Annotated in this window: 28 protein-coding genes and 1 pseudogene; 19 read left to right on the forward strand and 10 right to left on the reverse strand. The window is 57.1% G+C overall.

The features are described 5' to 3' along the window. The first annotated feature begins 2,172 nt into the window (after positions 1–2,172). From KIO76_RS29740 to KIO76_RS29780, 9 genes are all read left to right on the forward strand, one after another. On the forward strand, positions 2,173–2,331 hold the full coding sequence (locus tag KIO76_RS29740) for a hypothetical protein (protein WP_213327295.1): 159 nt from the start codon (positions 2,173–2,175) through the stop codon (positions 2,329–2,331). Between the two features lie 71 nt (positions 2,332–2,402). Continuing rightward, positions 2,403–2,546 carry a hypothetical protein gene (locus KIO76_RS29745; protein ID WP_213327296.1) on the forward strand — a complete coding sequence of 48 codons (144 nt, stop codon included), beginning with the start codon at positions 2,403–2,405 and terminating at the stop codon, positions 2,544–2,546. After that, entirely contained in the window at positions 2,516–2,707 is a 192-nt protein-coding gene (locus tag KIO76_RS29750) for a hypothetical protein (RefSeq protein WP_213327297.1), read from the forward strand. Before KIO76_RS29745 ends, KIO76_RS29750 begins: the two co-directional genes overlap by 31 nt. Before the next feature lie 344 nt (positions 2,708–3,051). Continuing rightward, positions 3,052–3,372, forward strand: coding sequence for a hypothetical protein (locus KIO76_RS29755; RefSeq protein WP_213327298.1), 321 nt, complete (start codon positions 3,052–3,054; stop codon positions 3,370–3,372). A 751-nt stretch (positions 3,373–4,123) separates the two neighbouring features. Continuing rightward, complete coding sequence (locus KIO76_RS29760) at positions 4,124–4,477, forward strand: hypothetical protein (RefSeq protein WP_213327299.1); 354 nt, start codon at positions 4,124–4,126, stop codon at positions 4,475–4,477. A 95-nt stretch (positions 4,478–4,572) separates the two neighbouring features. Further along, the gene (gene istA, locus KIO76_RS29765) at positions 4,573–5,829 is read left to right on the forward strand and encodes an IS21 family transposase (protein ID WP_213327300.1); all 1,257 of its coding nucleotides are present in this window, start codon (positions 4,573–4,575) and stop codon (positions 5,827–5,829) included. Next, a complete protein-coding gene (gene istB, locus KIO76_RS29770) occupies positions 5,826–6,683 on the forward strand; it encodes an IS21-like element helper ATPase IstB (RefSeq protein ID WP_213327301.1) in 858 nt (285 codons plus the stop codon). Before istA ends, istB begins: the two co-directional genes overlap by 4 nt. Before the next feature lie 70 nt (positions 6,684–6,753). Then, positions 6,754–7,068: a hypothetical protein gene (locus KIO76_RS29775; RefSeq protein WP_213327302.1), complete on the forward strand. Its 315-nt coding sequence runs from the start codon at positions 6,754–6,756 to the stop codon at positions 7,066–7,068. 350 nt (positions 7,069–7,418) lie between these two features. Next, complete coding sequence (locus KIO76_RS29780; protein ID WP_213327303.1) at positions 7,419–8,255, forward strand: hypothetical protein; 837 nt, start codon at positions 7,419–7,421, stop codon at positions 8,253–8,255. Positions 8,256–8,325: 70 nt separating this feature from the next. Here KIO76_RS29780 and KIO76_RS29785 read toward each other — a convergent pair whose 3' ends face one another. Continuing rightward, a complete protein-coding gene (locus KIO76_RS29785) occupies positions 8,326–8,586 on the reverse strand; it encodes a hypothetical protein (RefSeq protein WP_213327304.1) in 261 nt (86 codons plus the stop codon). Beyond that, positions 8,583–8,924 carry a hypothetical protein gene (locus tag KIO76_RS29790; RefSeq protein WP_213327305.1) on the reverse strand — a complete coding sequence of 114 codons (342 nt, stop codon included), beginning with the start codon at positions 8,922–8,924 and terminating at the stop codon, positions 8,583–8,585. The genes KIO76_RS29785 and KIO76_RS29790 overlap by 4 nt, the downstream gene beginning before the upstream one ends. Before the next feature lie 56 nt (positions 8,925–8,980). On the opposite strand from KIO76_RS29790, the gene KIO76_RS29795 reads away from it, so the two are divergent. Further along, positions 8,981–9,250, forward strand: a complete 270-nt coding sequence (locus KIO76_RS29795; RefSeq protein ID WP_213327306.1) for a hypothetical protein — start codon at positions 8,981–8,983, stop codon at positions 9,248–9,250. Positions 9,251–9,359: 109 nt separating this feature from the next. Further along, positions 9,360–9,677, forward strand: a complete 318-nt coding sequence (locus KIO76_RS31860) for a PIN domain-containing protein (RefSeq protein ID WP_363316886.1) — start codon at positions 9,360–9,362, stop codon at positions 9,675–9,677. Between the two features lie 88 nt (positions 9,678–9,765). Here KIO76_RS31860 and KIO76_RS29805 read toward each other — a convergent pair whose 3' ends face one another. The 3 genes from KIO76_RS29805 to KIO76_RS29815 form a co-directional block, all read right to left on the reverse strand. Next, complete coding sequence (locus KIO76_RS29805; RefSeq protein ID WP_213327307.1) at positions 9,766–10,038, reverse strand: hypothetical protein; 273 nt, start codon at positions 10,036–10,038, stop codon at positions 9,766–9,768. A gap of 22 nt (positions 10,039–10,060) precedes the next feature. Further along, positions 10,061–10,330: a hypothetical protein gene (locus KIO76_RS29810; protein WP_213327308.1), complete on the reverse strand. Its 270-nt coding sequence runs from the start codon at positions 10,328–10,330 to the stop codon at positions 10,061–10,063. Positions 10,331–10,392: 62 nt separating this feature from the next. After that, the gene (locus KIO76_RS29815) at positions 10,393–10,584 is read right to left on the reverse strand and encodes a hypothetical protein (protein WP_213327309.1); all 192 of its coding nucleotides are present in this window, start codon (positions 10,582–10,584) and stop codon (positions 10,393–10,395) included. Between the two features lie 29 nt (positions 10,585–10,613). Here KIO76_RS29815 and KIO76_RS29820 point away from each other — a divergent pair, with 29 nt between their 5' ends. The 3 genes from KIO76_RS29820 (at position 10,614) to KIO76_RS29830 (ending at position 12,959) form a co-directional block, all read left to right on the forward strand. Beyond that, positions 10,614–11,276: a hypothetical protein gene (locus tag KIO76_RS29820; protein WP_213327310.1), complete on the forward strand. Its 663-nt coding sequence runs from the start codon at positions 10,614–10,616 to the stop codon at positions 11,274–11,276. A 336-nt stretch (positions 11,277–11,612) separates the two neighbouring features. After that, positions 11,613–12,116, forward strand: a complete 504-nt coding sequence (locus KIO76_RS29825) for a helix-turn-helix domain-containing protein (protein WP_213327311.1) — start codon at positions 11,613–11,615, stop codon at positions 12,114–12,116. A gap of 666 nt (positions 12,117–12,782) precedes the next feature. Then, positions 12,783–12,959 (forward strand): WGR domain-containing protein, encoded by a 177-nt coding sequence (locus KIO76_RS29830; protein WP_349629443.1) that lies wholly within the window; start codon positions 12,783–12,785, stop codon positions 12,957–12,959. 876 nt (positions 12,960–13,835) lie between these two features. Here the strand turns inward: KIO76_RS29830 and KIO76_RS29835 are convergent. Both KIO76_RS29835 and KIO76_RS29840 read right to left on the reverse strand, forming a co-directional pair. After that, positions 13,836–14,039: a hypothetical protein gene (locus tag KIO76_RS29835; protein WP_213327312.1), complete on the reverse strand. Its 204-nt coding sequence runs from the start codon at positions 14,037–14,039 to the stop codon at positions 13,836–13,838. 377 nt (positions 14,040–14,416) lie between these two features. Then, positions 14,417–15,376, reverse strand: coding sequence for an aldo/keto reductase (locus KIO76_RS29840; RefSeq protein WP_213327313.1), 960 nt, complete (start codon positions 15,374–15,376; stop codon positions 14,417–14,419). A 173-nt stretch (positions 15,377–15,549) separates the two neighbouring features. Between KIO76_RS29840 and KIO76_RS29845 the strand changes: the two genes are divergently transcribed. Next, the gene (locus tag KIO76_RS29845; protein WP_213327314.1) at positions 15,550–16,422 is read left to right on the forward strand and encodes an AraC family transcriptional regulator; all 873 of its coding nucleotides are present in this window, start codon (positions 15,550–15,552) and stop codon (positions 16,420–16,422) included. A gap of 334 nt (positions 16,423–16,756) precedes the next feature. On the opposite strand, the pseudogene KIO76_RS29850 reads toward KIO76_RS29845, so the two are convergent. Then, a pseudogene (locus KIO76_RS29850) lies at positions 16,757–17,150 on the reverse strand (response regulator). A 214-nt stretch (positions 17,151–17,364) separates the two neighbouring features. Between KIO76_RS29850 and KIO76_RS29855 the strand changes: the two are divergent. Both KIO76_RS29855 and KIO76_RS29860 read left to right on the forward strand, forming a co-directional pair. Then, positions 17,365–18,444, forward strand: a complete 1,080-nt coding sequence (locus KIO76_RS29855) for a sensor histidine kinase (RefSeq protein ID WP_249730242.1) — start codon at positions 17,365–17,367, stop codon at positions 18,442–18,444. A gap of 282 nt (positions 18,445–18,726) precedes the next feature. Beyond that, positions 18,727–19,026: a hypothetical protein gene (locus tag KIO76_RS29860; RefSeq protein WP_213327316.1), complete on the forward strand. Its 300-nt coding sequence runs from the start codon at positions 18,727–18,729 to the stop codon at positions 19,024–19,026. A 14-nt stretch (positions 19,027–19,040) separates the two neighbouring features. Here the strand turns inward: KIO76_RS29860 and KIO76_RS31865 are convergent, their stop codons facing one another. Both KIO76_RS31865 and KIO76_RS29870 read right to left on the reverse strand, forming a co-directional pair. Then, a complete protein-coding gene (locus tag KIO76_RS31865) occupies positions 19,041–19,277 on the reverse strand; it encodes a DUF982 domain-containing protein (protein ID WP_363316887.1) in 237 nt (78 codons plus the stop codon). Positions 19,278–19,470: 193 nt separating this feature from the next. Next, the gene (locus KIO76_RS29870; RefSeq protein ID WP_213327318.1) at positions 19,471–19,785 is read right to left on the reverse strand and encodes a DUF982 domain-containing protein; all 315 of its coding nucleotides are present in this window, start codon (positions 19,783–19,785) and stop codon (positions 19,471–19,473) included. 563 nt (positions 19,786–20,348) lie between these two features. Here KIO76_RS29870 and KIO76_RS29875 point away from each other — a divergent pair. Next, on the forward strand, positions 20,349–21,320 hold the full coding sequence (locus KIO76_RS29875; RefSeq protein ID WP_213327319.1) for a choloylglycine hydrolase family protein: 972 nt from the start codon (positions 20,349–20,351) through the stop codon (positions 21,318–21,320). After that, positions 21,305–21,460, forward strand: a complete 156-nt coding sequence (locus KIO76_RS29880) for a hypothetical protein (protein WP_213327320.1) — start codon at positions 21,305–21,307, stop codon at positions 21,458–21,460. Before KIO76_RS29875 ends, KIO76_RS29880 begins: the two co-directional genes overlap by 16 nt. The last annotated feature ends 66 nt before the right edge of the window (positions 21,461–21,526 follow it).

Here is a 21,526-nt window from a genome sequence, read left to right on the forward strand (position 1 = left end):
GCCGCGCATGCGGCTTGGACCAGCGCGTGCCCCTCCTTTGAATTCAGTTGTTCTACGCCCTTTTCGATAGCACTTTGGTTCGTTTCCCGCTTGTACGTAATGCGTTGGACGACGAAATCAGGCTGTGTTGACTGAGCGATCGCCCCGGTCGGGAGAAGACTGCAAACCACAACTAACGATAGTGATTTCATTGTGTCCCCCATTCTAAAAGCGCTCTTACATACGATCTAAACTGCCGACTTGCTATCCTCCGTTTGGGGTAGTGTTCGAAGCTGACACCAATCGGGTTTGCGTTGCGTGGTCCGAATATTCACGGATGTGGTTCTTCATATGTTGCACAAATGTTACACGCAGCTTATGGGAAAGCTGAGCGCATCGCTGATTATCGCAAGAGCTAGAATAGAGATCTAAGCACGCGCTAGAACGAGCAGGGAAGCTCACTGAGCAGCATCCGATAGCGTCAGAGTACACAGACAGCTGACAGACAGGGACACGTCTCACAGAGCGTTTAAAAGTATCCAGCAATACAGCTTTCCCGCTAACCGTAAAGAAAGAAAAGGCAGTGCTGGCTTAGCGAAGGGCTAGTGAGGCATATAACGTACAAACAAGACACCTGAGCCCGGAGAGACGAGCGTGTCTTAGGGGAGAGAAGGGAAGGTGGACCGGTGAGAATGAGAGAGTGGCAAGTGTGAGAGGGGGAACGTTGGTGCGAGGCGAAAAGGGTGTGGTTGAGAGTAGGGTGAAGGTGTGGTTGAGAGTGAGCCGGTGAGTGGTGAGATAGCTGGGGGAGCGGCACATCCACGGCTTCCCACAAACCACCATAACCTTCCTTGGCTAACCAGGACCGGAACAGTCCATCTTCACCAGGCCAAGGGGTCTCTTTTTCTCAGGCCACCAAGACGGGTCTTCCAAAACCAGGCCACTAAGACCCAGAGCCGGAATGAGGAGCTTTCTCTCTCACTCCCTCTCACAGCCACACAGACCCATGGACCGGGATATCATTTCCACACCAAAGCAACCGCGATCCTGTTCCGGAAGAGGTCTCAATGGCGCTGGTGCACGAAGTTCCGCTCGGAGAGATTGTTAAGAGATACTTCTCTTAACACCCTAACTAGTGAGTATATATATATTTATATATATACGAACGGTATTACTACGTGTGCGCGTGTGACGTGCATATGTGCGCGATAGAGGCTCCACACCTCTCAGTCAACTCTAAAATGGAGGGAAGGGGCAAAAAATTCGAGGCGCGCCGCTGACACCTTCCGGTCAATTCTCCCGTTCCGAGCCAGTCCGCCTTTATGGCGCATTTGCCTCAAACCCATGGAAATCCTCAATTCTGCGTGGTAGCTCATGGAGCGCCACCTGTGAGACGCACCGGCCGCGGAACACCATGGCGCTAAAATGGCCGTAGAGGTCCCATAAGTCAGTTATTACTTACTTCCGCTACCACCGTAGCTGACACCTCCCTCGACCCTGCTCCCCGGCCTTCTCTGGCCATTCTAGAGGGTAAGCATCGCTGATATGAGGGTGAGGGGTTGAACTAACCCTCAGACTCTCTGAATCGGATCGTGGATCGGTTGAGGTTCCCGGAACGGACAGGAACCAGCCGCGGAAATTTTAGGATCGGCCAGCATCCGGCTCCGGAACCGCTCCACGGCACAACGGATCCCCGTGGCTCAGGATGGCGCAGTGGGTCGCGGCACGGCTTGGCCGAGGTGCTGGGTCTCCGCTCCATGGCGGCAATGAGCCGTCTGATGAGCGCCACAACCGAAAGCGCTCCCGAACGAGATCTCATCTCGTCTGAGAGCGCCTATGCAGCTGTGATGTCTCGATAATCTGATCAGTTCGCGTGTGGAATGCAAGCGGGCATTCTCCGGCGATCCATGGTGATTTCTGCAGTCGATTTCCCTCGGCGCTATAGCTGCTATCAGCTGCCGATTTTATCCCTCATCTCAAAGAGCGAGAAAGACGAGTCAACACACAAGCGAGTCACGATTATGCCCAACGTCTTCCAAGTCAGTACTGCGTCCTACAATCAGGAAGCTGATACGCTAACTGCTTCGGTGTTTCTGACCCGCAGCTACCTCGACCCCGACGAGACGATTGCTGAAAGCGATGCCTTCGAGAAGTTCCGGATCGTGCTCAACTTCGCCGATCGCGTCTCGAGCATTGTCGATCGACAAGACCGAGGATTACGAGATCGATTATCACCCACACGTTCTGACGTGCTTCGCCAAGGCGTTCAAGAACGCTTACGCGGAGCTCAGTCACGATGCGAGCCCCGCGGACGTCTTCGATAAGTTCTTCACGTTCGACGTCCCGCTGTAAGCGCCGGCAGCTACCACCCGCAATCCGTTGCTCGCTCTGCGACTATCAATCGTCAACAGAGAGACAACGCCATGCCAAGCAACATTTTCAGCGCTTCACTCCACCTTTTCGTCGGGCTCGCTATCTGCGCCGCGCTCATCGTCGTCACCATCGAATTTGCCGCGGGCTGCGGTATGGATGGTCGATGCGTTTTCATCTCGGAGGACGTGCAGTGAACACCGAGGCACTTGAGGTCCGCCTCCAAACCACCGTGACCGCCTACACTGTGGGGGCGCATGTCTACGTTCAATGCGGCTCCACCGCCGAGATCGGGCGCGGCAAGACCGAGCAGGAAGCCTGTATGGATCTCTTAAGAAAAATGGGGCTCGAACCCTAACAGCCGGCCCAGGATCCCTCACCGGATCTCCTGGGTCTGTCAGTCCCGTCTCCCATGGTTTTCCACGCCTTGCGATGGGTCCAGTCCGCCTCGGCCAGGCACGGTCCGGTCTCTTCAGGCCAGGCCACGGCGCCCCAGAACTCCCCATGCAGATCCGCGGAACACGCCTATCTCGCCATCATGCCGCGGCTTGCCACACCTAGCCGGAACTCTCCGTGATTGAGCGTGAGTTTTCTCCCTAAGTTGTTGCAGCTGTTACCGATTCTATCCCGAAAAGTGCTGCGTCATTGTGATCATGTCGAAACGAGATCGACATCAACACACACAAGAACGCGAGACATGACATGAACGCTCTTCGCAACAATTCTCTCATTGAGGCTCTCACTGACGTCGTCGAGTTCGAAGAGGCGATGACTGAGAGCATGCGCAAGGGCGCGATGCAGATTAATTCTCGACTGCACGTGCATGCTAAGCAGCAGCTGTCATCGTTCGTGGATCGCGTTCTGCGTGCTCGCAACTATGTCGGTCTGCAGAACAGACTCTATGACGAACTTCCCTGGGACGAAGCGCAAAAGAGAAAGGAGCAGCGCGCACGCGAGCGTCGTCAGGCGATCGCATATCGAAAGGCACGACAGATGACGACGAATCTCGTCGCAGCGGAGTGACACAAGGCAAGGGATGCGCTTCGGCGCGTCTCTTCCCTATCGTCACAGCCCCATGGGTCACCACGGTGTGTGCTGGTCTGGCGCATCATGGATAGCCATGGGATGGCACGATGCTAGATCGCCGGAACCACGGAGCTATGTGAGAACCCATGGAATGCCCTCGGGAATGCCGGAAATTTTAGGAACCAACGCGAAACGGTCACATGTGCCTACGCCACATGTATGCGCATACTCGCACGCCTTGCGCCCCTGTTCACGCGTTTGCTCTTATGAGAGCGTCATATTTGCAGTGTCTCATGCTAACACATTGAAAAACACTCGGGATTTGACGGCGAAGTGAACCTGCGCGCGTTATGACGCTTCATGCATACGCATAACGCGATTTACAGCGTTACAGCTTTCGCGCTTATCTCGTAACACGTTGTTTTTATTCACGATTTTCTGCGCGATGCTTCGTTTTGAGCGCTTTTCGCGTCATTCGCGCGTTTCAGCTAACGCATTGTTTTGACTCATGTTCTCTCGTTACGTGTAATCGCACGCTCCTCCTCGTGTGTATTTTCTCGCTTTCGTCGTGCGCGTTCTAAGTCATTGTTTTTGATTCGTCTTTTTCAGCACGCGTCGATTTTTGACGAATTTTCGCTTTTATTCGCTCATTTCTGTTGTTCCCCTTACCTCGATAATTAAACACTTACTTATGCAGATGAACACAACGCATCGCATAACACACAACACTCAAACGCGAGTAACTGACATGACAAACGTTGCTGATTTTCGCGCTTCTCTCGTCGCTGCTATTGACGCGCGCATTGCTTACGAGAAAGACAAAGACGCTGATAACATGTCTATGCGAAAGACGCTTGCGAACATTCGCAAGAGCGCTGATCATGATCGCATCGCTGAAATCATGCTCGCGTCGCAGTGCGATACTAATCGCATCAATCGCAGTGAGCGCAGCAACGCACGTTACAACGTCTATGCGTATGAGAAAGATATCAACATTGCACGCTCTATCGCACGCGTGAACGCTCTCAATCACTATACGCGCGCTATCTTTTGTCAGTGGGCGTGTAATTCTCCGCAAAAGTGGGCTTTGAAAATTCCCTGATTGTTGGAGCTGGTTGCCCAACGTGCCGGGGTTAACCCCGGCACGTTGGGCAACTCCAAAATCGGCGCGATGACCTTCTGCGGGAGGCTGTGCCGATGATCCGACTTGGAGAAGCCATGATGATACTTGAGTTGCATCGGCAGGGGCTGTCGGTGACGGCGATCGCGCGTCGAACGGGGCGCGATCCCAAGACCGTGCGCAAATACATCGAGCGGGGCGTTGAGGTGCCGGCTTACGGCCCGCGCGTGGCAGGCCGACCGAGCAAGATCGCGCCCTACTTGGATTTTCTGCGCGAACGGGTGAAAGCATTCCCAGACCTGACGGCCTCACGCCTGACCCGCGAGATCAGGGAGATGGGCTATGCTGGCGCCTACACGGCGGTGAAGCGCTATCTGGCGGCGATCCGACCTGAGCATGACCCCAAGCCCTACGAGGTCCGCTTCGAGACCAAAGCCGGCGTGCAAGGCCAGGTCGACTTCGCCCGCTTCGTGGTGGAGTTCACCGATGAGCCCGGCGTGGCGCGCATCGTCTGGCTGTTCAGCATGGTATTGGGCTTCTCGCGCTTCCTCTTCGCCCGCTATGTGTTGCACCAAGACCTGCAAACGCTGCTGCGCTGTCATATGCAGGCCTTCGAGGCTCTGGACGGTGTGCCGATCGAGATCCTGTACGACCGGATGAAGACCGCGGTGACCGGCGAGGATGACCAGGGGCACATCGTCTACAATACCTCGCTGCTGGCGCTGGCGAAGCACTACCGGTTCCAGCCCAGGGCGTGCCGACCCTACCGCGCGAAGACGAAGGGGAAAGTGGAGCGGCCGTTCCGCTATATCCGCGAGGACTTCTTCCTGGGGCGGTCCTTTCGAAACATGGAGAATCTCAACGCCCAGCTCATCGACTGGCTCGACACGGTTGCCAATGTACGGGTGCATGGCACGACCCAACGCGTGGTGACCGAGGCCTTCTACGAGGAGCACGAAGAGTTGCAGCGCTTGCCCGAGCACCGCTTCAACGCTGTCCTGAGGCTCGAGAGGCGGGTCAGCCATGACGGGCTCGTGGCGGTGGGCGGCAACTATTACAGCGTGCCCGATCGAACGCGGCGCGTCGTCGAGATCGAGCAACTGCCGGATCTGATCCGCGTCGTCGACCGCGGTATCGTCGTTGCCGAACACCCGATTCTGGAAGGACGCCGGCAATATCGTATCGACCAGCGCCATCGCACCGGACGACCTCAGCCGAGAATGGATGAGCGGCCGATGACGATGATCGGCCGTATCGGTGACCATGTGCCGCGGCGCTCACTGGCCATCTATGAAGCTATCGGTGCGAGCCTGGCCACGGAGGGGCGGCCATGAACGGCGTCGCGCCAGTCACGCGTATCGACTCCATCCGCAAAAGCCTGGTCAGCCTCAAGATGCCCCGGGCGCTTGAGATCCTCGATGCAACCCTGCGGCGTATAGAACAAGGCCAGATCGATGGCATCGAGGCGTTCGACGAACTGCTCGGCGAAGAATTGTCGCTGCGCGAAAACCGACGGATCAAGGCCGCTCTGCGCATGGCACGGCTGCCTGTCGTGAAAACGCTCGCCGGCTACGACTTCTCGTTCCAGCCATCGCTCGACAGGAACCGTATCCTTGCTCTTGCCGGCCTCGACTTCATCGAGCGCGCAGAGGTCGTCCATTTGCTGTGGCCGCCGGGCACCGGCAAAAGCCACATTGCCACCGCGCTTGCAGTCGAGGCCGTGCGCGCTGGGAAAGCGGTCTACTTCATCCCGCTCGCCGATCTCATCGCTCAGCTCGCCAAGGCCGAACGCGAAGGAACGCTCCGCGAGAAGATTCGCTTCCTGACAAGAGCCTCGCTGCTCGTCGTCGATGAGATCGGATATCTGCCGGTCACACCGGGCGGGGCCAACCTGTTCTTCCAGTTGGTCAACGCCCGCTACGAAAAGGGCGCCATGATCCTCACCTCGAACCGCGGCTTTGCCGAATGGGGTGAGGTCTTCGGCGATCCTGTCGTTGCCACCGCGCTGCTCGACAGGCTGCTGCACCATGCCGTCGTCATCCAGATCGAAGGGTCCAGCTATCGCATGCGTGAGCACGCCGCGCTTGTACCCGAAAACCTGCGAAACAGTGCCACATTCAATCCGCCGCAGCCCAAACGCCGTGGCAGACCACCGACGAAAGGAAACTCCGAGCACGAATACAAATGATTACTGACCATCCCGTACCGACAGAATAGGGAATTTTAGGCGCCCACATCTGCGGAAACTTCGGTGCTCATTGACAATCTTTCTCGCAGCGCTTGCACTCGAAGCAAATGAGATGACGCTTACGCATAAAGACGCTATCAGCGCTTGTTCGTTGCACTGCAAGACGAGTGACGCAAAGCGCGAGAAAATTATCGCAGCTGCGAAGTATCAAAAGCATGTTGCTGCTAATACTGCTAGCACGCAATCGAGCTCGTCTATCAATGCACTGCAAGCTTTCGACGTTCTGACAGAAGCGCGCGACGCTGCAAACACAATCGTTTACAAAATCAATCGCGATGCTTGCGCGACGCAAGAGCTAGCGCAGTATCTGAACGTGACTTTGTGATGCGCGTTTAGATCGCTAGAGAGAGTGTTACAGCACGCTCTCTCTAGCATCACGCTACACATACAGCGCGCAACGCATGAGCGCGCTGTTTGACTCTCTAAAGCGATCAGAGAGCGTGTCGCTTTCGTGCAACAATCTGATCGCAGTCGATTTTTTGAGAAAAATGCGAAGTCTTAGATTGACGGGATGGGCGCCTATACGTTCCCGCCTGGCTTCACCTTACTCCGGCAAGCACCCTTGGAGTTGCCACCGATCTATCCCGGCGATCGTCCTTGGAGCCCGGTTCGTGTGTACCTTCAACTCAGCATTTTCAGCTGCTATCATAAGGCCAGCCTTGGAGGGAGGGTACGGTGAAAGAGGGTGAAGTTCAGGCTGAGCGATTTCTCAAAGCGCGCGGTTTCACAAACATTAGGTACGAGCCGTGCCCTAATCAGACACCCGATTTTCTGATAAACAATGATATTGCCGTAGAGGTGCGTCTCGTTGAAAAGCACCATCCGAATGGGTCAAAGAGAGGATACGAAAGTTCTCGCCAGATCCAGAGGCCGTTGTCACGTTTTTTGGATAAGTATCTGAAGAAACTTGGGCCTCGCCCAGCAGATGAGTGCACCTGGTATTTTTCATACTGGTTCAAACGCCCCTTGGATATAAGAAAATTGGAGCGTCACCTGGACGCGGTTCTTCTTCCGTTCGTCGCTAGCCGGAATAAGCAGCCCTTTGATCACAAAATCTCTGATAACTTCCGCTTCAGTGTGAAACGCGCTCACACTGAGCACGCGAACTTATTTGTCCGTGGACTTGTAGCGGATCATCAGGCGCAGGGTTTCCCAGCATGCGACCTAGTGGACAGCCTGAAGATCGCAATCGAGGAAAAGTCCGAGAAGATTAGCTCGGTGAAGGACGACTACCGTTACTGGTGGCTCATACTTGTCGACTCAATCGGCTACGCAGACACGGATCTGGAGTACGTGGAGATGCCTCCGCCAGGATTGTTCGACAGAGTCACTCTCATTCATCCCTTTGATGCTGAGATCTCGCAGCAAATTCACCCCTTGCCTGAAGGGCAGAAGTTTCCATCCTCATCGAGGGTCTTTCGCCCGATCCGTGCGCAAGCGGAGTACTTCTTTTTTTCCAATACTCCCGCACCTCCGGAAGCGGATGAGCGATGCGAGAACAAAGCGCGGTGATCTTCATGCCGAGAGAACGCTGAAATTCCGCTGACGTCAGCTGCATTGGTGGGATCGGAGCCGCTCTTGATTAATCCCACTTCTCGTCGGAAGGGTGCGTCTCCAGGTAGAGGTTCGTCGCAGCCTCGAACATCTCACGCATCTTCATGCGCCGCTTGGCAGCCTCGATCTTGAAGCGGACCGCAAACCTGGTGTCCATCCGGAAGGTCATCTCCGTCTGGCTCTCAGATGCGGGCTTCGAGAGTGTGTCCGAGGCATCCTGGCTGCGGGGAATCGGAACAGCGATGCGGGGCTTGCGAGCTGCGGGCGCCTTCTTCGTCGTCTCACTCATCGCTTCTTCTCCGTCAACGCACTGGCCGTGGATACGATCTCGGCGGCGACCTCGGCCGCGCGGTCATTGAGGGTGGGGAGGGTCGCCTCGGTCAGAGCACGGCCAAGGTTCTGAGCGTTCTGATAGCTCTGCCGCGAGGGGAGATCCGTACCGACGACCTTATAGCCGGCGCCTTCGATGAAATCCCGTGCCTCCTGCACCGCAGCCGGGCTGTCGAGGCTCATGTTGATCACGAACAGGATCTTTTTGCCCTGGATCGAGCGCGCCTTGAGCTCGTGGGCAAACTTCACCTGCGGCACCATATCAGCGACCGTCGTTGAGGTCGCGAGAGCCGCCACTTGAACCCCTCTGCCGGGGTCGTAATATGAGATCGAGACACACGACGGAGGTAGTGATGGGCATCGCTATCAAGAAGCACATGAAGGAGGCCGATCTCCGCGCGATTCAAAAGGGGATCGAGGCTGGCGGATCGATCGAGGTGGAATTTGAAGGCAAGATCCTCACCCTAACTCGCAAGTCCACAGAGCTTTCAGAGTTGGGCCGCAAGGGTTCACCCAAGCCAGATGGCCGCAAGACCTCCGAGCTCTTTATCGTGCCGGGCACGGCAGACGAGCGATTCGAGGCGCCTACGCGCCGGCGCAGGAGAATCGATATTTTCGAATGACATATCTGCTCGACACCAACGCGATTTCTGAAACGGTCAATTTTGACACCAAATGGGAAGTCCAGTCGGTAAGAGCGTGGTTCGATAGCTTGACATTCAGGAGCTGTGGATATCCGTTGTCACGCTATCGGAGCTTGAGGTTGGTGTCTCACGAAAGGAAGCCAAAGGGGAGGGGAAGAGACTCCGCGAATGGCTGCGAACGACCGAGAAGATTTTTGACGGTCGCATTCACGATTTCCGACGCTCGCAAGTCCCGCTCATCGACTCTATGCACCCGCCACACCTCCGGTCGATGGACTTCGACGAGTTGATCGCCGCAACGGCTCTAGAGCATCAACATACGGTCGTGACGAGGAACGTTAAGCACTTCACCCGGCTACGCGTTGAGATCCCGGTCATCAATCCCTGGGACTACGAGGCGCGCTAGCTTCACGGCAGGTGCATGAGAAGAAGCGCGAGCCAGAAGACAACCCCGACGCTGACGAGAACCAGCTGGATCTTATCGGGGTCGTCCATCACGCGACCTCTCTTTCCTGATCCGTGTAGCGCTGGAGAACGGCGATCACCTTCTCTTCCAGGTCGCTGACAGCACCGTCATTCTCGATCCAGAAGTCCACGACCGACTCGTCGAACTTGTCGAAGATGAAAGGCGACGGCTCGGCTCCAGGCCGGGTGATCCCGATCACCACACCACCGAGGCTTTGGTAGAACAGCCCCTGGTTCTTGCGCACCGAGCCGAATGAGTAGGAGCGCGAGGGATCGAGCTTTCGGGTCGACATGAAGGGCATGGCGAAATCCCCGAGCATGTCCTCAGCGATTGCCCAACTCTCCGAGGATCTCCCGGTTCTGCCAGCGACGCCCGAGAATTTCCGTGTGCCGGGTTTTACCCTCCTGGGTAAACACGTCTTCTGGCGCGAGGCCGAGCCAATCCATGGCGATCTTGCGGAGCGGAAGTCCGTCATCCACCGGTTCGACCGCGAAGCGATCCGCTAGGATCCTCTGGACCGAGGACTTCCCACTATTCGGATAGCCGCACAGGGCGATGGGTTGGGGAATTTTCAGACGTGGATTCGACGACAAGGGCGGCTCCTTATTAGTAAGTATTTACTGATGATCACAGACGGTTGAAGGCGCGTCGTGCCTCAATGGAGATCGAGGCGACGAGCGTCAGCGGTCTCGCCGAGCCTAATCTGCTCTTTCAGACGAAGGAGGCGCCTACGAAGCTGACGGATCTCTTCCTCGAGCTCCGCGAGGCGCCTCTCCCGCTCAAGCGCCGTCTGAATGCCGTATACGAGAGGGTCGAACACATTGACGAGTTTGCGATTAGCTTTCATAAGGCAGCCCTTCGAGCGGGAGCGGCGTGATGTTGATGGCCTTCGGCATCTTTGTAGTTTTCCGGGTCTGGTACAGACAGAAAAGCATCCATCCGGCTCGAGGTGAGCCTGGCCGCACCAAATGGCTTGTAATCACCATCGCGATGATACCCCCAATTATTATTGCGTCACAGTTTGTCGGCGCTCTGGTCGTTTCCGCGATGATCGGACTGTGGCCTCCGTTTGGGTACATTGAATTTTGGGAGTCCATTGTTAAAGGGTCAGTTCTGGCGAATATTTGGGCTGTGATACTTCTGCCGATCTACGCTCTCGTATGTAACCTTAGAAGCCAGCGTGGGGGTTCACGCAAGCCAGCACCCCCTCGCGCGATTCCGGAAAGCGCGGTGATTCCAACCAAAAGTAGCGTGAGATCCCAAGACAAAATCGCTCGCCCGTCATACGTGACGCCTCAACCCACTGCGGCGTCTGAACCTTTGTATGATATCTTCTCCGACGCTGACGATCACCCGGCGAGTAATCAGAGCCCTCCCGACGTGAAGCGAGAAATCCCACAATCGTTTGCTAACAGTCAGATCTCTGTCCGCAATTCGAAGGAGACATTTGATCTACAGCTCTCCATGGTCCTCGCCTTCATCTGCGCCGTCTTCATCATACTAGCTCTGTATCGCTGGTATTATGCGGGCGCCTTCTAGATTGTTACGCCGCCTCGCGCTCGTCAAACATTCCCCAGTCGAAAAACTTCGTTGTCGCCAAGGATCATCTCATTGACCCCGGGCGCGTCCTCGATGATGAGACGACGATCCGGGAGCGGTTCGCGAGTCATTTTCCATCGGGGGACGGTTTCAGATGGGAAAGTGTCCGGCCGCTCGCATTGATAGCCAGCTTACCCGGGTAAGTAACTATTGACTTATTCAGCTCTAAGCGCGAACGACAGTCATCAGTAACTTTATCTCACGAGCGCAACACATCCGTCGATAGGCACGCTATATCATTAATCAGACGCGATACACATCCGGATGATGATATCGATGATCGACAACGGAGTAGCGCACACAGGAGATGAAAAGACTATGGCTTTGAACAAACTGACCTCCGCTCGCACTGGCACAGCTGCGCCAGCCGCGTCTAAGGAAGTCGAGATCCCGGAAATCGCGGTGTTCCTCGATAAAGCCATAGAAAGGGCTCTTCGAGAGGGCAACACGTCCCAGGCGGAGATCGCCAGGGCCGTAGGCTACAAGAGCCCCAATGTCATCTCTATGTTCAAGTCCGGCGCAATGAAGGTGCCGCTCGACAAGGTGGGCGTTCTCGCCGAGGTCTTGAACGTCGACCCGATGCACCTCTTTCGCCTGGCTCTCGCCCAGTTCGCTCTGGACATTTCACTCTGGGAGAAGCTCCAGACTGGAGTGCTCTCACAGAACGAGAAGAAAATCCTGAGTCACATTAGGAAGGTGACCAACAACACCGATCCTAAGCCGACGCCGGCGATTTTAGCCGGTATCAAGAAGGCGTTTGAAGGGAGATCTTCCCTTTGATCCTGGGCGGTGCTCGTAAATCATCTGGTCTGCCGCGTTCTTGCCGTTAAAATTCGCCTTTCTACGGGGGAACGCAGAATATTTTGCTCATTGCGAAGGCCAATTGCGCAACCGGGATGCTCGAATTCACCTATGGCGATGATCGGCCGTGCCGGGCGAGCTTCCCGCTCCCAAAAGACGCGGACACCTCTTGCGCCTCGGAGATTCCACCGCTCGAGCCCAATTCAAGATGCTCTGCCCGAATGGCCGCGTTCGTGATGCGGCCGCCCAGACGATCCGCAAAGTTCGATCGGCCGTTTTATCGGCACCTCGGGGGGGGGGGGGCTGGGTGGGCGGGCTGCAACGGCCCCAGACTTCGACTGGGTCGCTCGCCACAATTTTTCTCCGAGCTGAACGGTCCGAGGAGAAACACTCCCGGGCCCACAGGTGGAGCGCGCAGCTATTGTCCGGTACAAACATTGGTCTGCGGACAAACGTTCGCCGCTGGTGGAGAAGCTCTCGACTGAACCATTCTTCAAATATTTGAATCAGTTGAGGTCCAGCGATTCAAAACTGTCGTTGGATATCGGCGCTGCCTTGCACGAATGTCGCGCTATGATCACGCAGCCCTACCGACTTTATGTCGAGCGCAAAGACACTTCGAAGAACATGGCTCGCTTCTATGCGATGTCTATAGAACCGACCTTGCTTGGAGAAGTCTGCCTGACGCGACGTTGGGGACGTATTGGTACCTACGGCCAAGCCATCCAGCGCAGTTATCCATGTGAGAATGACGCGGTTGTAGCCTTTCTCTCTCTTCTGCGACAGAAGAGACAGCGTGGCTATAGACCTCGAGAGAGGTGATCTGCCCGATTGGCTTTGACCGAACACATGTCCTGGCCACCGGGGTATACGCGCGAGCTATACGAATGCCACGCTATCCTTAAGGCGCCACAGCTCGGCAATGCGCATGGCGATGTCTGGGTCGCCGACATAGGCGACGAGTTTCAGCCCTTCTCGAGCTCGATCTCAATGATGGCACGTCAGCACGCACATCCGGATAGTCCCCCATACCCTTGCCCCACAAGGCATAGATCGGCACCGCGAAGCGCCTGACCTCCCATATGAGAGGCTTCTGTGCCGAATGCTCAAGCTTCTAGCGAACGTTAAACAATTGGCAAACACTGGAGGTGGATGCGCAGGGTAGCCTCTCGAAAGTTGGTCGGGGCATCAGCGCGCTAGGCGTATTTGAAGCATCAACTACAAAGCGAAATGGCCAACGAAATCGTGAGGATTCACGGCGAACCCTCGGTTTGAGATCCCGTCCTCGGAAAGGCCGCTCTGTACCGACGGGCGCCTATTGGGTGAAGATCGGCCGCCTTGTTTCAGGGCTGTCGGCATGAGATGGTCGAGCCCGCCCCCGGCTGCTGGCTTGCGCCGGGGAAAGGGCAGCCGGAGGCGGTACCTCGTCCCCGGGGGAGCGGAGTTGAGGTCAGCCATCGGAGCATAGCGCAGCTCAATCCACAAGCCCGCCCCCAGCCAGGCTATTCTGGCCGGGGGCTTTGGCATCGTTTGTGGTAGCACAACACGCCTGGCTCCCCCCGAGGCCGGCGAGCACCGCCCCCAACCGACGCGACCTGAGACAAGCACACCCGGTTACCTTGGGCAAGCTTCTCTAACGTTCTGAGTTTTCAGCGAGACTATGGTTGCTGAGTGCGCCCTCTTTTTCGGGGAGACTCGTCAGATCTTGATCGGGACGCCAATAGCGATTGCTCGATGGATTAAAAAGTCCCGGAACTCTTCAGCCTGAACGCCAGCAGAGGGATACTGCTCGATCAAGTCCAGGATGGTACCTGGTACATCAACTGCAGTACGGTTCCTGATCGCATCAATCAAATGCTTCTGAATCTCTTGCTGTACCGACTCCGCGATAACACCAGGCACGGCTACACCTCCATCCCTGAGGCGGTCGATCTTATCGAGTCAAAGCCCACTGCAAAGGCCCCGCCCTACACGACTTCTCGACCGGCACTGATCGCAGGTCTCTGTTGAGCCGCGCCGCTCACTTCGCCTCAAACCCACTGTTTCTCCGGCCGGAGACATTGGTGAAAATTCTGCTGATCGTGGCGCTTGTCGCTGCGGCTGTGAACGCGTGCGCGTGTCGCGAGAGCAACGACTGGGCCGGTGTCGCCAAGGGCGCCCGCTCCGTGGTTCAGGGTGAACGCGGTGAGGCTCGTCGCCAACTGGCGCGGGGTTCTACACTACGCAAGTGCATCCGCCTCATTCTCCTTGCCGGCGTCCTGTCCGGTGCCGACGTCGCGCTAAGCTTGCATATCCTTTTCCCACCAGCCGCGGGTGTTGACGCCAGCTGCATCAGCGATTGCTTCCAAGGCCACAATATCATCGCTGGAAAGCGTAACCGCGGTGGCTCTGACTAGCCCGTCGATGTAGTTGGGCTTGGTGACACCAATTATCGGTGTAGCGCCCTTAGCGATGGCCCAAGCTATTGCCACATCGGGAACTTCGGCATCTTGTTGCTGGCCGATGGAGGCGAGTTTGTCCGTCAGCGCCTTTAGCTGAGACAGCACCCCATTGTAAGCCTGCGCTCGGTTTGTGCCTTCCGGGAGGGGGTTTTCCGGACTATATTTGCCGCTCAAGGCGCCCTGTTCGAGCACCATGTAGGCAAAGAAGGGGATGCCGTAGTTGCGGCAGTATTCCAGGATGCCAGCTTCTTCGGAGCTGCGGTAGAGGAGGCTATAATGGTTCTGGATGGCTTCGACTTGAAATCCAGCCTCGCCTAAGATTTGGTCGGCGAGCTTGATTTCGCTCAGGTTGTGGTTGGACACGCCGACATGTCTCACCCTTCCGCTCTTCAAGAGCGAAACCAAGTGAGGCGTCCACCGCTCCACGTCGGCTGAATTATGAATCCAATAAAGGTCGATGTAGTCGGTACCGAGGCGTTCCAGGCTCTGCTCCAGCATGTCCGCGACGGGATCTGCGCCGGCTCCGGCGGCCTGCGGGGTGAACTTTGTGGAGAGCTGGTAGTCGCTACGGGGAAAGCGCTTCAATACCTCCCCAAGTACGGTCTCTGAACGGCCCATGCCGTAAACAACGGCAGTGTCCCAGAGGGTGAACCCGGCCGCATGCGCCCTGTCGGCGACCTCTTCCAGGCCAGCTCGAGTTATGCGGCTACCGAAATAGCCTTCGGCACTCTCGCCGCTGTCTCCCCAGGCCCAGGTGCCCAGCGCGACGGTGGGTACTTTAAGACTATCTGGTGTCATGTTTGCTCCGCACTCGTTATGCGACGGGGGTTTGGTGTACCCTCTGCGCCGGCGCCACTGTGATACGCGGCTGCCCGGGAGCGTGAGCCTGATGCGCCGAGATTTCTGCATGATCCTCCAGAAATCGCTGGTTCGCGTTGCCGCAGTTCCTTCCGCGTGGGATAGTCGACTCCATGGAAGCGTTGAGTGAAATTGCAGCGATAATTACTAGGTTCGTCTCGAAGGATGGTTTTCACGGCACACCCATCGAACGCTTGACGCTTGTTCGATCCTCCACCGTGACGATGCCGATGCCAAATGTTTATCGGCCGCAACTATGCCTGGTGGCGCAGGGGCAGAAGCAGGTCACATTAGGTCGCTATGGCGTCGTCACCTACGACTTGCCAGCGATAGGCCATGTGGTCAAGGCAACGCCTGACATGCCCTATCTCTGCCTGTACCTCGATTTCGATCCGGTTATGTTGGGGGACTTGGCATCGCGCGTGACGATACCGCCAGGGCCGCCATCGCCACCCATCGGCAAAACGGTCTCCGACGCCGGCGCCGGTCTGCTCGACGCGGCGCTACGCTTGCTGCGCCTGCTCGATGATCCAAAAGCGCTGCCCGTGCTGGGGCCACTCGTCGAGCAGGAAATTCTTTATCACTTGCTCGCCGGTCCAGATGGCGCACGGATGCGCCATGTCACCTCCAGCCAGGGGCGGATCGCCCAAATTGGTACTGCCATCGCCTGGATCGGAAAGAACTTCCGGGAGCGGTTCAGTATTGAGCGGCTCGCCGCTGACGTAGGCATGAGTACATCCAGCCTTCACGAGCATTTCCGCGCCGTGACAGCGATGACGCCTTTGCAATTTCAGAAGCAGCTCAGGTTGCAGGACGCGCGCAGCCTGATGCTGATCGAGGACATAGATGTTGCGTCTGCTGCCTTGCGGGTAAGTTATGAAAGCGCGTCGCAGTTCAGTCGCGAATATCGCCGCCACTTCGGAGAACCGCCGGCACGCGACATAGCCCGCCTACGAGCTGCGCCTGGCTTGGCATTGGCAACCTGAATAAGCGCGATTTGCGCCTATTGGATCAGAAAAAGCTTGACTGGCCTAAGCTAGTCATCGGGCCCTCGCAACCTGGTTGGGTCGACGTTCGTCCCGATAGCAATGGAAACGCAACTGACCGATAGAGGTATGCCGCCTTCGCAGTTCATGTAGCTTCAAAGGGGGCGTCGACCAGTTTTGCCTCGAGGGTTCGCGGCTCCATCGCGCCTCACGTCGCAGTGTGCTTTTAGTGTTCGATCTCCCTGCGCGGCGAGTCACGAGGTGAACAGAATTGGACAGCCAAACGCAATTGACACGTGTGGATTGGAAGGGATGCTGTGCCAGTAATACCCACTTAAGCAGCAAATTCTCTCATCTTCGCCTGCACTCGGCGCGAATCGTACGGCTTCGGGAAGAAGGCGCCGCGCTCCGGCATGGTCCAGCCGCTGGGTAGGGACATTCCAGAGGTGATGATGATCTCCACAGGTGGCCCAGCGATCACGAACAGCCGCCGCCAACCTCAGACCGTCCATGGACCCCGGCATCTCCACGTCGGTAAAGATGATCCGGATATCGCTGCGGCTCTCAAGAACGGCGATAGCCTCGTCCGCGTTATAGGCTTCGAGCACTTCAAACCCTGCGTCCGTGGCGATATCAGCTGCCGTCATCAGCTGAAACGGATCGTCTTCCACGACGAGCACCACGGGGTGTGGCGAACCGTGATGAGTACCCACTAGAATCCCTTCCATTCATGGGCGCGTGCATTCTCCGCTTGAAGGGATCGACCCCGACGTTGGTACCAAAATGGCGTATGAACCCTAGCGAACAACTTTTTCCGCGTAACGCGCATGATACGGCGAGGTTCCCGCAGATCAGAGGTCCGTACGAAAGCTCGCCGGCGCTTGATCTTTCATATGGCGAGGCTTCCGTCTAGATTGGAAATTTCCAACGGGAGCGATGCTGTTGCCAACACAATTTCTGAACGGCGGTGGCGAGATGGGCGACGCGATCCGCTCCTTTGACTGGAGCACAACGCCGCTTGGCCCGATCCAAGGATGGCCGATCGCCCTCAAAACCGCCGTTGGTATGATGGTGAACTCGCGCTTCCCGAAATGCATTGTCTGGGGCGCGGAGTATACCGCCATCTTCAATGACGCCTTTCTCCCCATCCTTGGCGACAAGGGCGATTGCCTCGGGCGCTCATTCAAGGACATTTGGTCTGAAGCGTGGTCAGAGATCGGCGCGCTCGTCGACAACGCCTACGCGGGGGAAGCCATATTCATCGAGGACTTTCCGCTGGTCGTCGAACGCGGCGGCTACCCTGAGCAAGCCTGGTTCACCTTCTGCTACAGCCCCATCCGGGATGAGCAGGGTCATATTGCCGGCATCATGGATACGGTGATCGAGACAACCTCGCGCGTGGTTGCCGAGCGCAACGCTCGGATCGTCAATGCCGAGCTCGCCCATCGCATGAAGAATACGCTGTCGGTTGTGAGGGCCATCGCGAACCAGACCTTCCGGTCAGAGGCATCTATCGACGACGCCAAGCACATTTTCGGACAGCGGCTTCGCTCGCTCGCCGATGCGCATTCCCTGTTGACCCAGGCAAGCTGGAGCGGAGCTCCCATAAGCTCCATCGTGGAAAGTGCTATTGCGCCCCATCGCGGTCCAGACGGAGCCGTGGTGATTGAAGGGCCGCCGCTGCAGTTGTCGTCGCAACAGGCATTGACTCTTGCGCTCGCTACCAACGAGCTGGCGACCAACGCGATCAAATATGGCGCCTGGTCCGTTCCCGATGGCCGCGTTCATGTGTCATGGACGATCGGGCGGCCGAGCAGTGATGATCTATTCATGTTCCGATGGATTGAAGAGGATGGCCCTCTGGTCGAGATACCCCAGCGAACCGGCTTCGGGTCTCGTCTCCTCGAGCGGATCGTCGCGCAGGATTTCGGAGGTGAAGTCCTGCTGCGATATGAACCGGGGGGTTTTCGTTATGAACTTGCAACCAAGATGTCGAACGTGAGCGAGACGGCACATCATTAAGCGCCACGACCGGATCCGAATAGGACCCCTCGTAACAAACAGGCTTACCGGAGCTTTCGATTAGCTGGTGAATCGGCACTTCTCGCGTTCGAAAGTATATAGCGCATGGACGATCCGATCTCGAAGGGCGCCGGGAATGCGCTGAACCCACTCAGCACTTCGATACCGGTCTCAGCCATTTTTGTCCAAGCCCTGCGAAAAATCGATCACGTCGGCAGAGCCAATAAGCCCGCTCGGGACGAGGTAACGGACCGTGCTGTCACATAGTATAAGAGACGCAAAATGGGTATAGAGCAACTTGAGGACGAGGTCGTCCGACATGCAGGTTCCAACTTGCGAGAACTGGCAAATTCGTATGCCAGAACGCAGCCAGGCAGCGCATCCGAACAGCGTGTCATGGCTGAGTTTTTGTTTCGTCAGACAGGGGCACAACTGGCGGCAGCGCACGCGACGATTGAGACGGCTTACTCCACGCGGCAAAGTGCAGGCTCACTATTCTGGTCAGTGATCGCGCTGGTGGTTTTCGCGGCTGTTTGCGTTGTCTTCACCGCGCTTACCTACTTCCACATGTCGCAGCCTTGATCGCATCGCGTACTTTAAAGCATCCCTGCTTCTTCCGCCGCCTTGAGAAAGGCGGCACGTGCACGCGCAATATTGAGCTTGATGGGAGGATGTGGCGCTAACCCACAACGGTCGATGGCGAGCGTCCGGGTAAAGCTGATTACGGGCCACTCATCGCGCAACATGGCCTGCGCGTCTTCAACGCACATCACGAATCGGATCGAATTATCCGGCAAACGCAATGGGACTGGTTCGAACCAAAGGCGGCGCATACCTGACCATAGCAGAGACGTCCCGCTCACGTATGCTCAAAGGCGGGGGCTCGGCTATCGCGAGCGCTTCTCCCTGACGAGCATGCGTGGACTCAGGGTGGCTTACGATCTGCAGCCGGACGATATTCAGTCGGGGCCGTCGCTAATCGCTTGCGGTCTGGTAGAGCAATTTGGCATTGGCCTAAGGTCGGGATTACGCATCTAGGCCGCGATGCGCTTTGCGGCGAGGATGAGAAATGATCCGGGCCGCCTTGGCTGCCTCGACGAAAGCAGCGCGCGCAACCTTAACAGCTTTGGGTCGATGACCTTGCAATGCCGCCAAGCAAGCTCGCCGAGCTATAAGGTGTGGCTTAGATCTGGCTGCCGCCGATGGCCAGTCCTTGGATAGCGCTCCGAACGCCTCCTCGACGCTCGTCACGTTGCGGGGAGAATCATCAGGTACTCGTAAAATAACAGGCTCTGGCCAGGGATGCTGCATGATCGCAGATAACGCAGGGCGCACGTCCATGTTCCCGCGCACCGCCTATCCGGCATCGTGCTGGTCACGCCTGCCGTGGTCCAAGGGCACTTTCTGTGCTCGATGTGACGCCATAGGAAATGCGCTGCGGGCGTATCTGGGTTACGGGCACAATGCTCCCGAGATCTTTGGGGCCGCTGCTCAGCTGAGAAGGCGTCGACCGGTGCCGTCGCTGTGTGGGTCCATTTCCAAGGTGGCGACCTTGCCGACTTCGTGGTGGGACGTGAGCGGTCAATGCCCCATGAATGTCCTCGTTGCCGCTGCCCTGCATATCGATCGGTGTACAAGCCTCACAGGTGAACGAACTATGCGATAGCCCCCGCCGGCTCTCAGACTGCACAGCCAGACTGTTTGGGCGGGTATTTAGACGGCTTCTCCGCCTTCCCTACATTCCGCCTGGCTGACTAGTCGGTAGCAGTCCTCTAGGGACTACCAAATACCTTGGCATTAAATCACCCGCAGAATGCAATGTGAATAGTTCCGTAACGATCAACATGGTCTATGCTCGACAGAACAGTCTGGCGGCCGGGTGTTAAGCCGCAAAAGGAAACACTATGCTGAAAAGCCGGTTCACCCGCATCGCTTCCGTTTCCTTCGCCTCCACCGCCCTCGCCCTAACGCCGCCGTCGGCGCAAGCCTGTACCTCCTTTCTGATTTCAGCGAAGGATGGTTCACGGGTCTATGGCCGGACCATGGAATTTGGTCTCCCGCTGCAGTCCGAACTGATGGTACTGCCGCGCGGATATACGTTCAAAGGCACTGGGCCGGACGGCAAGGCGGGTACAGGCTTGGAATGGACCGGGAAATATGGCGCATTCGGCGCTAACGGCCTCGGACTTCCGGTGCTGATCGATGGCATGAATGAAAAGGGTCTTGGCGGCGGCCTCCTGTTCTTCCCCAACCTCGCAAGTTTCCAGGAGGTCTCAGCCTCCGAAGCGAAAAACTCCATCGCCTCCTTCGAGCTGCTAACATGGATACTCACCAACTTCGCAACGATCGATGAGGTGAAGGCCGACCTGCCAAAAATTAAGGTTTCGACTGCGCCCCAGGCGGCCTTCAACGGTCCGGTGCCGCTGCATGTGACCCTGCATGATCTCGCCGGCAAGAGCCTTGTCATCGAGTATGTCGATGGCGAACTGAATATGTATGACAACCCGACTGGCGTGATGACCAATGCCCCGGCCTTTCCTTGGCACCTCTCCAATCTCGGTCTCTACGGCAATCTCTCGGCGAACGAGCCCGCGCCACGCAAAGTGGGAAGCCTCACCATCGCCCAGCCCAGCACCGGGGCGGGACTGCGCGGCCTTCCGGGAGACGTTCTGTCACCTTCCCGGTTCGTACGCGCCTTCATGTTCACTCAGAACCTGCCGGAGCTAGCCACGGGCCTTGATGCAATGAATGCTGCACGGCACATCCTCAACAACTTCGACATCCCGCCCGGTGCCGTGGCGACCCAGGCCGGCAGCTCTACCGGCGGTGGGTCGCCGGCTTCGAGACGACGGAATGGACTGTGGCAGCGGATCTAAAGAACGGCGTCTATTCGATCTGGGATTACGCCAACCAGACGCCGCGCTATCTCACTGCGAGAGAGCTCGATCTCGACGCTAAGGCAATCCGGTTCATTCCTTTCGAGCAGAAGCCGGCCTACCTCAACCTCTCGAAGTGAGTCCGCCGCTTGGACCAGCCATGGACGTCGCCTTTGCTCGACCATCGGTTTCCTGCTCCACTCGAC

It is taken from the genome of Chelatococcus sp. YT9, from assembly GCF_018398315.1.
In the GTDB taxonomy this organism is placed as follows: domain Bacteria; phylum Pseudomonadota; class Alphaproteobacteria; order Rhizobiales; family Beijerinckiaceae; genus Chelatococcus.

Coding starts and splice junctions, on each gene's coding strand:
- KIO76_RS29745 (WP_213327296.1), top strand. CDS start 2,403: ATGCCAAGCAACATTTTCAGCGCTTCACTCCACCTTTTCGTCGGGCTC.
- KIO76_RS29750 (WP_213327297.1), top strand. CDS start 2,516: ATGCGTTTTCATCTCGGAGGACGTGCAGTGAACACCGAGGCACTTGAG.
- KIO76_RS29755 (WP_213327298.1), top strand. CDS start 3,052: ATGAACGCTCTTCGCAACAATTCTCTCATTGAGGCTCTCACTGACGTC.
- KIO76_RS29760 (WP_213327299.1), top strand. CDS start 4,124: ATGACAAACGTTGCTGATTTTCGCGCTTCTCTCGTCGCTGCTATTGAC.
- istA (WP_213327300.1), top strand. CDS start 4,573: ATGATCCGACTTGGAGAAGCCATGATGATACTTGAGTTGCATCGGCAG.
- istB (WP_213327301.1), top strand. CDS start 5,826: ATGAACGGCGTCGCGCCAGTCACGCGTATCGACTCCATCCGCAAAAGC.
- KIO76_RS29785 (WP_213327304.1), bottom strand. CDS start 8,586: ATGAGTGAGACGACGAAGAAGGCGCCCGCAGCTCGCAAGCCCCGCATC.
- KIO76_RS29795 (WP_213327306.1), top strand. CDS start 8,981: ATGGGCATCGCTATCAAGAAGCACATGAAGGAGGCCGATCTCCGCGCG.
- KIO76_RS29805 (WP_213327307.1), bottom strand. CDS start 10,038: ATGCCCTTCATGTCGACCCGAAAGCTCGATCCCTCGCGCTCCTACTCA.
- KIO76_RS29815 (WP_213327309.1), bottom strand. CDS start 10,584: ATGAAAGCTAATCGCAAACTCGTCAATGTGTTCGACCCTCTCGTATAC.
- KIO76_RS29820 (WP_213327310.1), top strand. CDS start 10,614: ATGTTGATGGCCTTCGGCATCTTTGTAGTTTTCCGGGTCTGGTACAGA.
- KIO76_RS29825 (WP_213327311.1), top strand. CDS start 11,613: ATGATCGACAACGGAGTAGCGCACACAGGAGATGAAAAGACTATGGCT.
- KIO76_RS29830 (WP_349629443.1), top strand. CDS start 12,783: ATGTCTATAGAACCGACCTTGCTTGGAGAAGTCTGCCTGACGCGACGT.
- KIO76_RS29840 (WP_213327313.1), bottom strand. CDS start 15,376: ATGACACCAGATAGTCTTAAAGTACCCACCGTCGCGCTGGGCACCTGG.
- KIO76_RS29845 (WP_213327314.1), top strand. CDS start 15,550: ATGGAAGCGTTGAGTGAAATTGCAGCGATAATTACTAGGTTCGTCTCG.
- KIO76_RS29860 (WP_213327316.1), top strand. CDS start 18,727: ATGGGTATAGAGCAACTTGAGGACGAGGTCGTCCGACATGCAGGTTCC.
- KIO76_RS31865 (WP_363316887.1), bottom strand. CDS start 19,277: ATGCGCCGCCTTTGGTTCGAACCAGTCCCATTGCGTTTGCCGGATAAT.
- KIO76_RS29870 (WP_213327318.1), bottom strand. CDS start 19,785: ATGGACGTGCGCCCTGCGTTATCTGCGATCATGCAGCATCCCTGGCCA.
- KIO76_RS29875 (WP_213327319.1), top strand. CDS start 20,349: ATGCTGAAAAGCCGGTTCACCCGCATCGCTTCCGTTTCCTTCGCCTCC.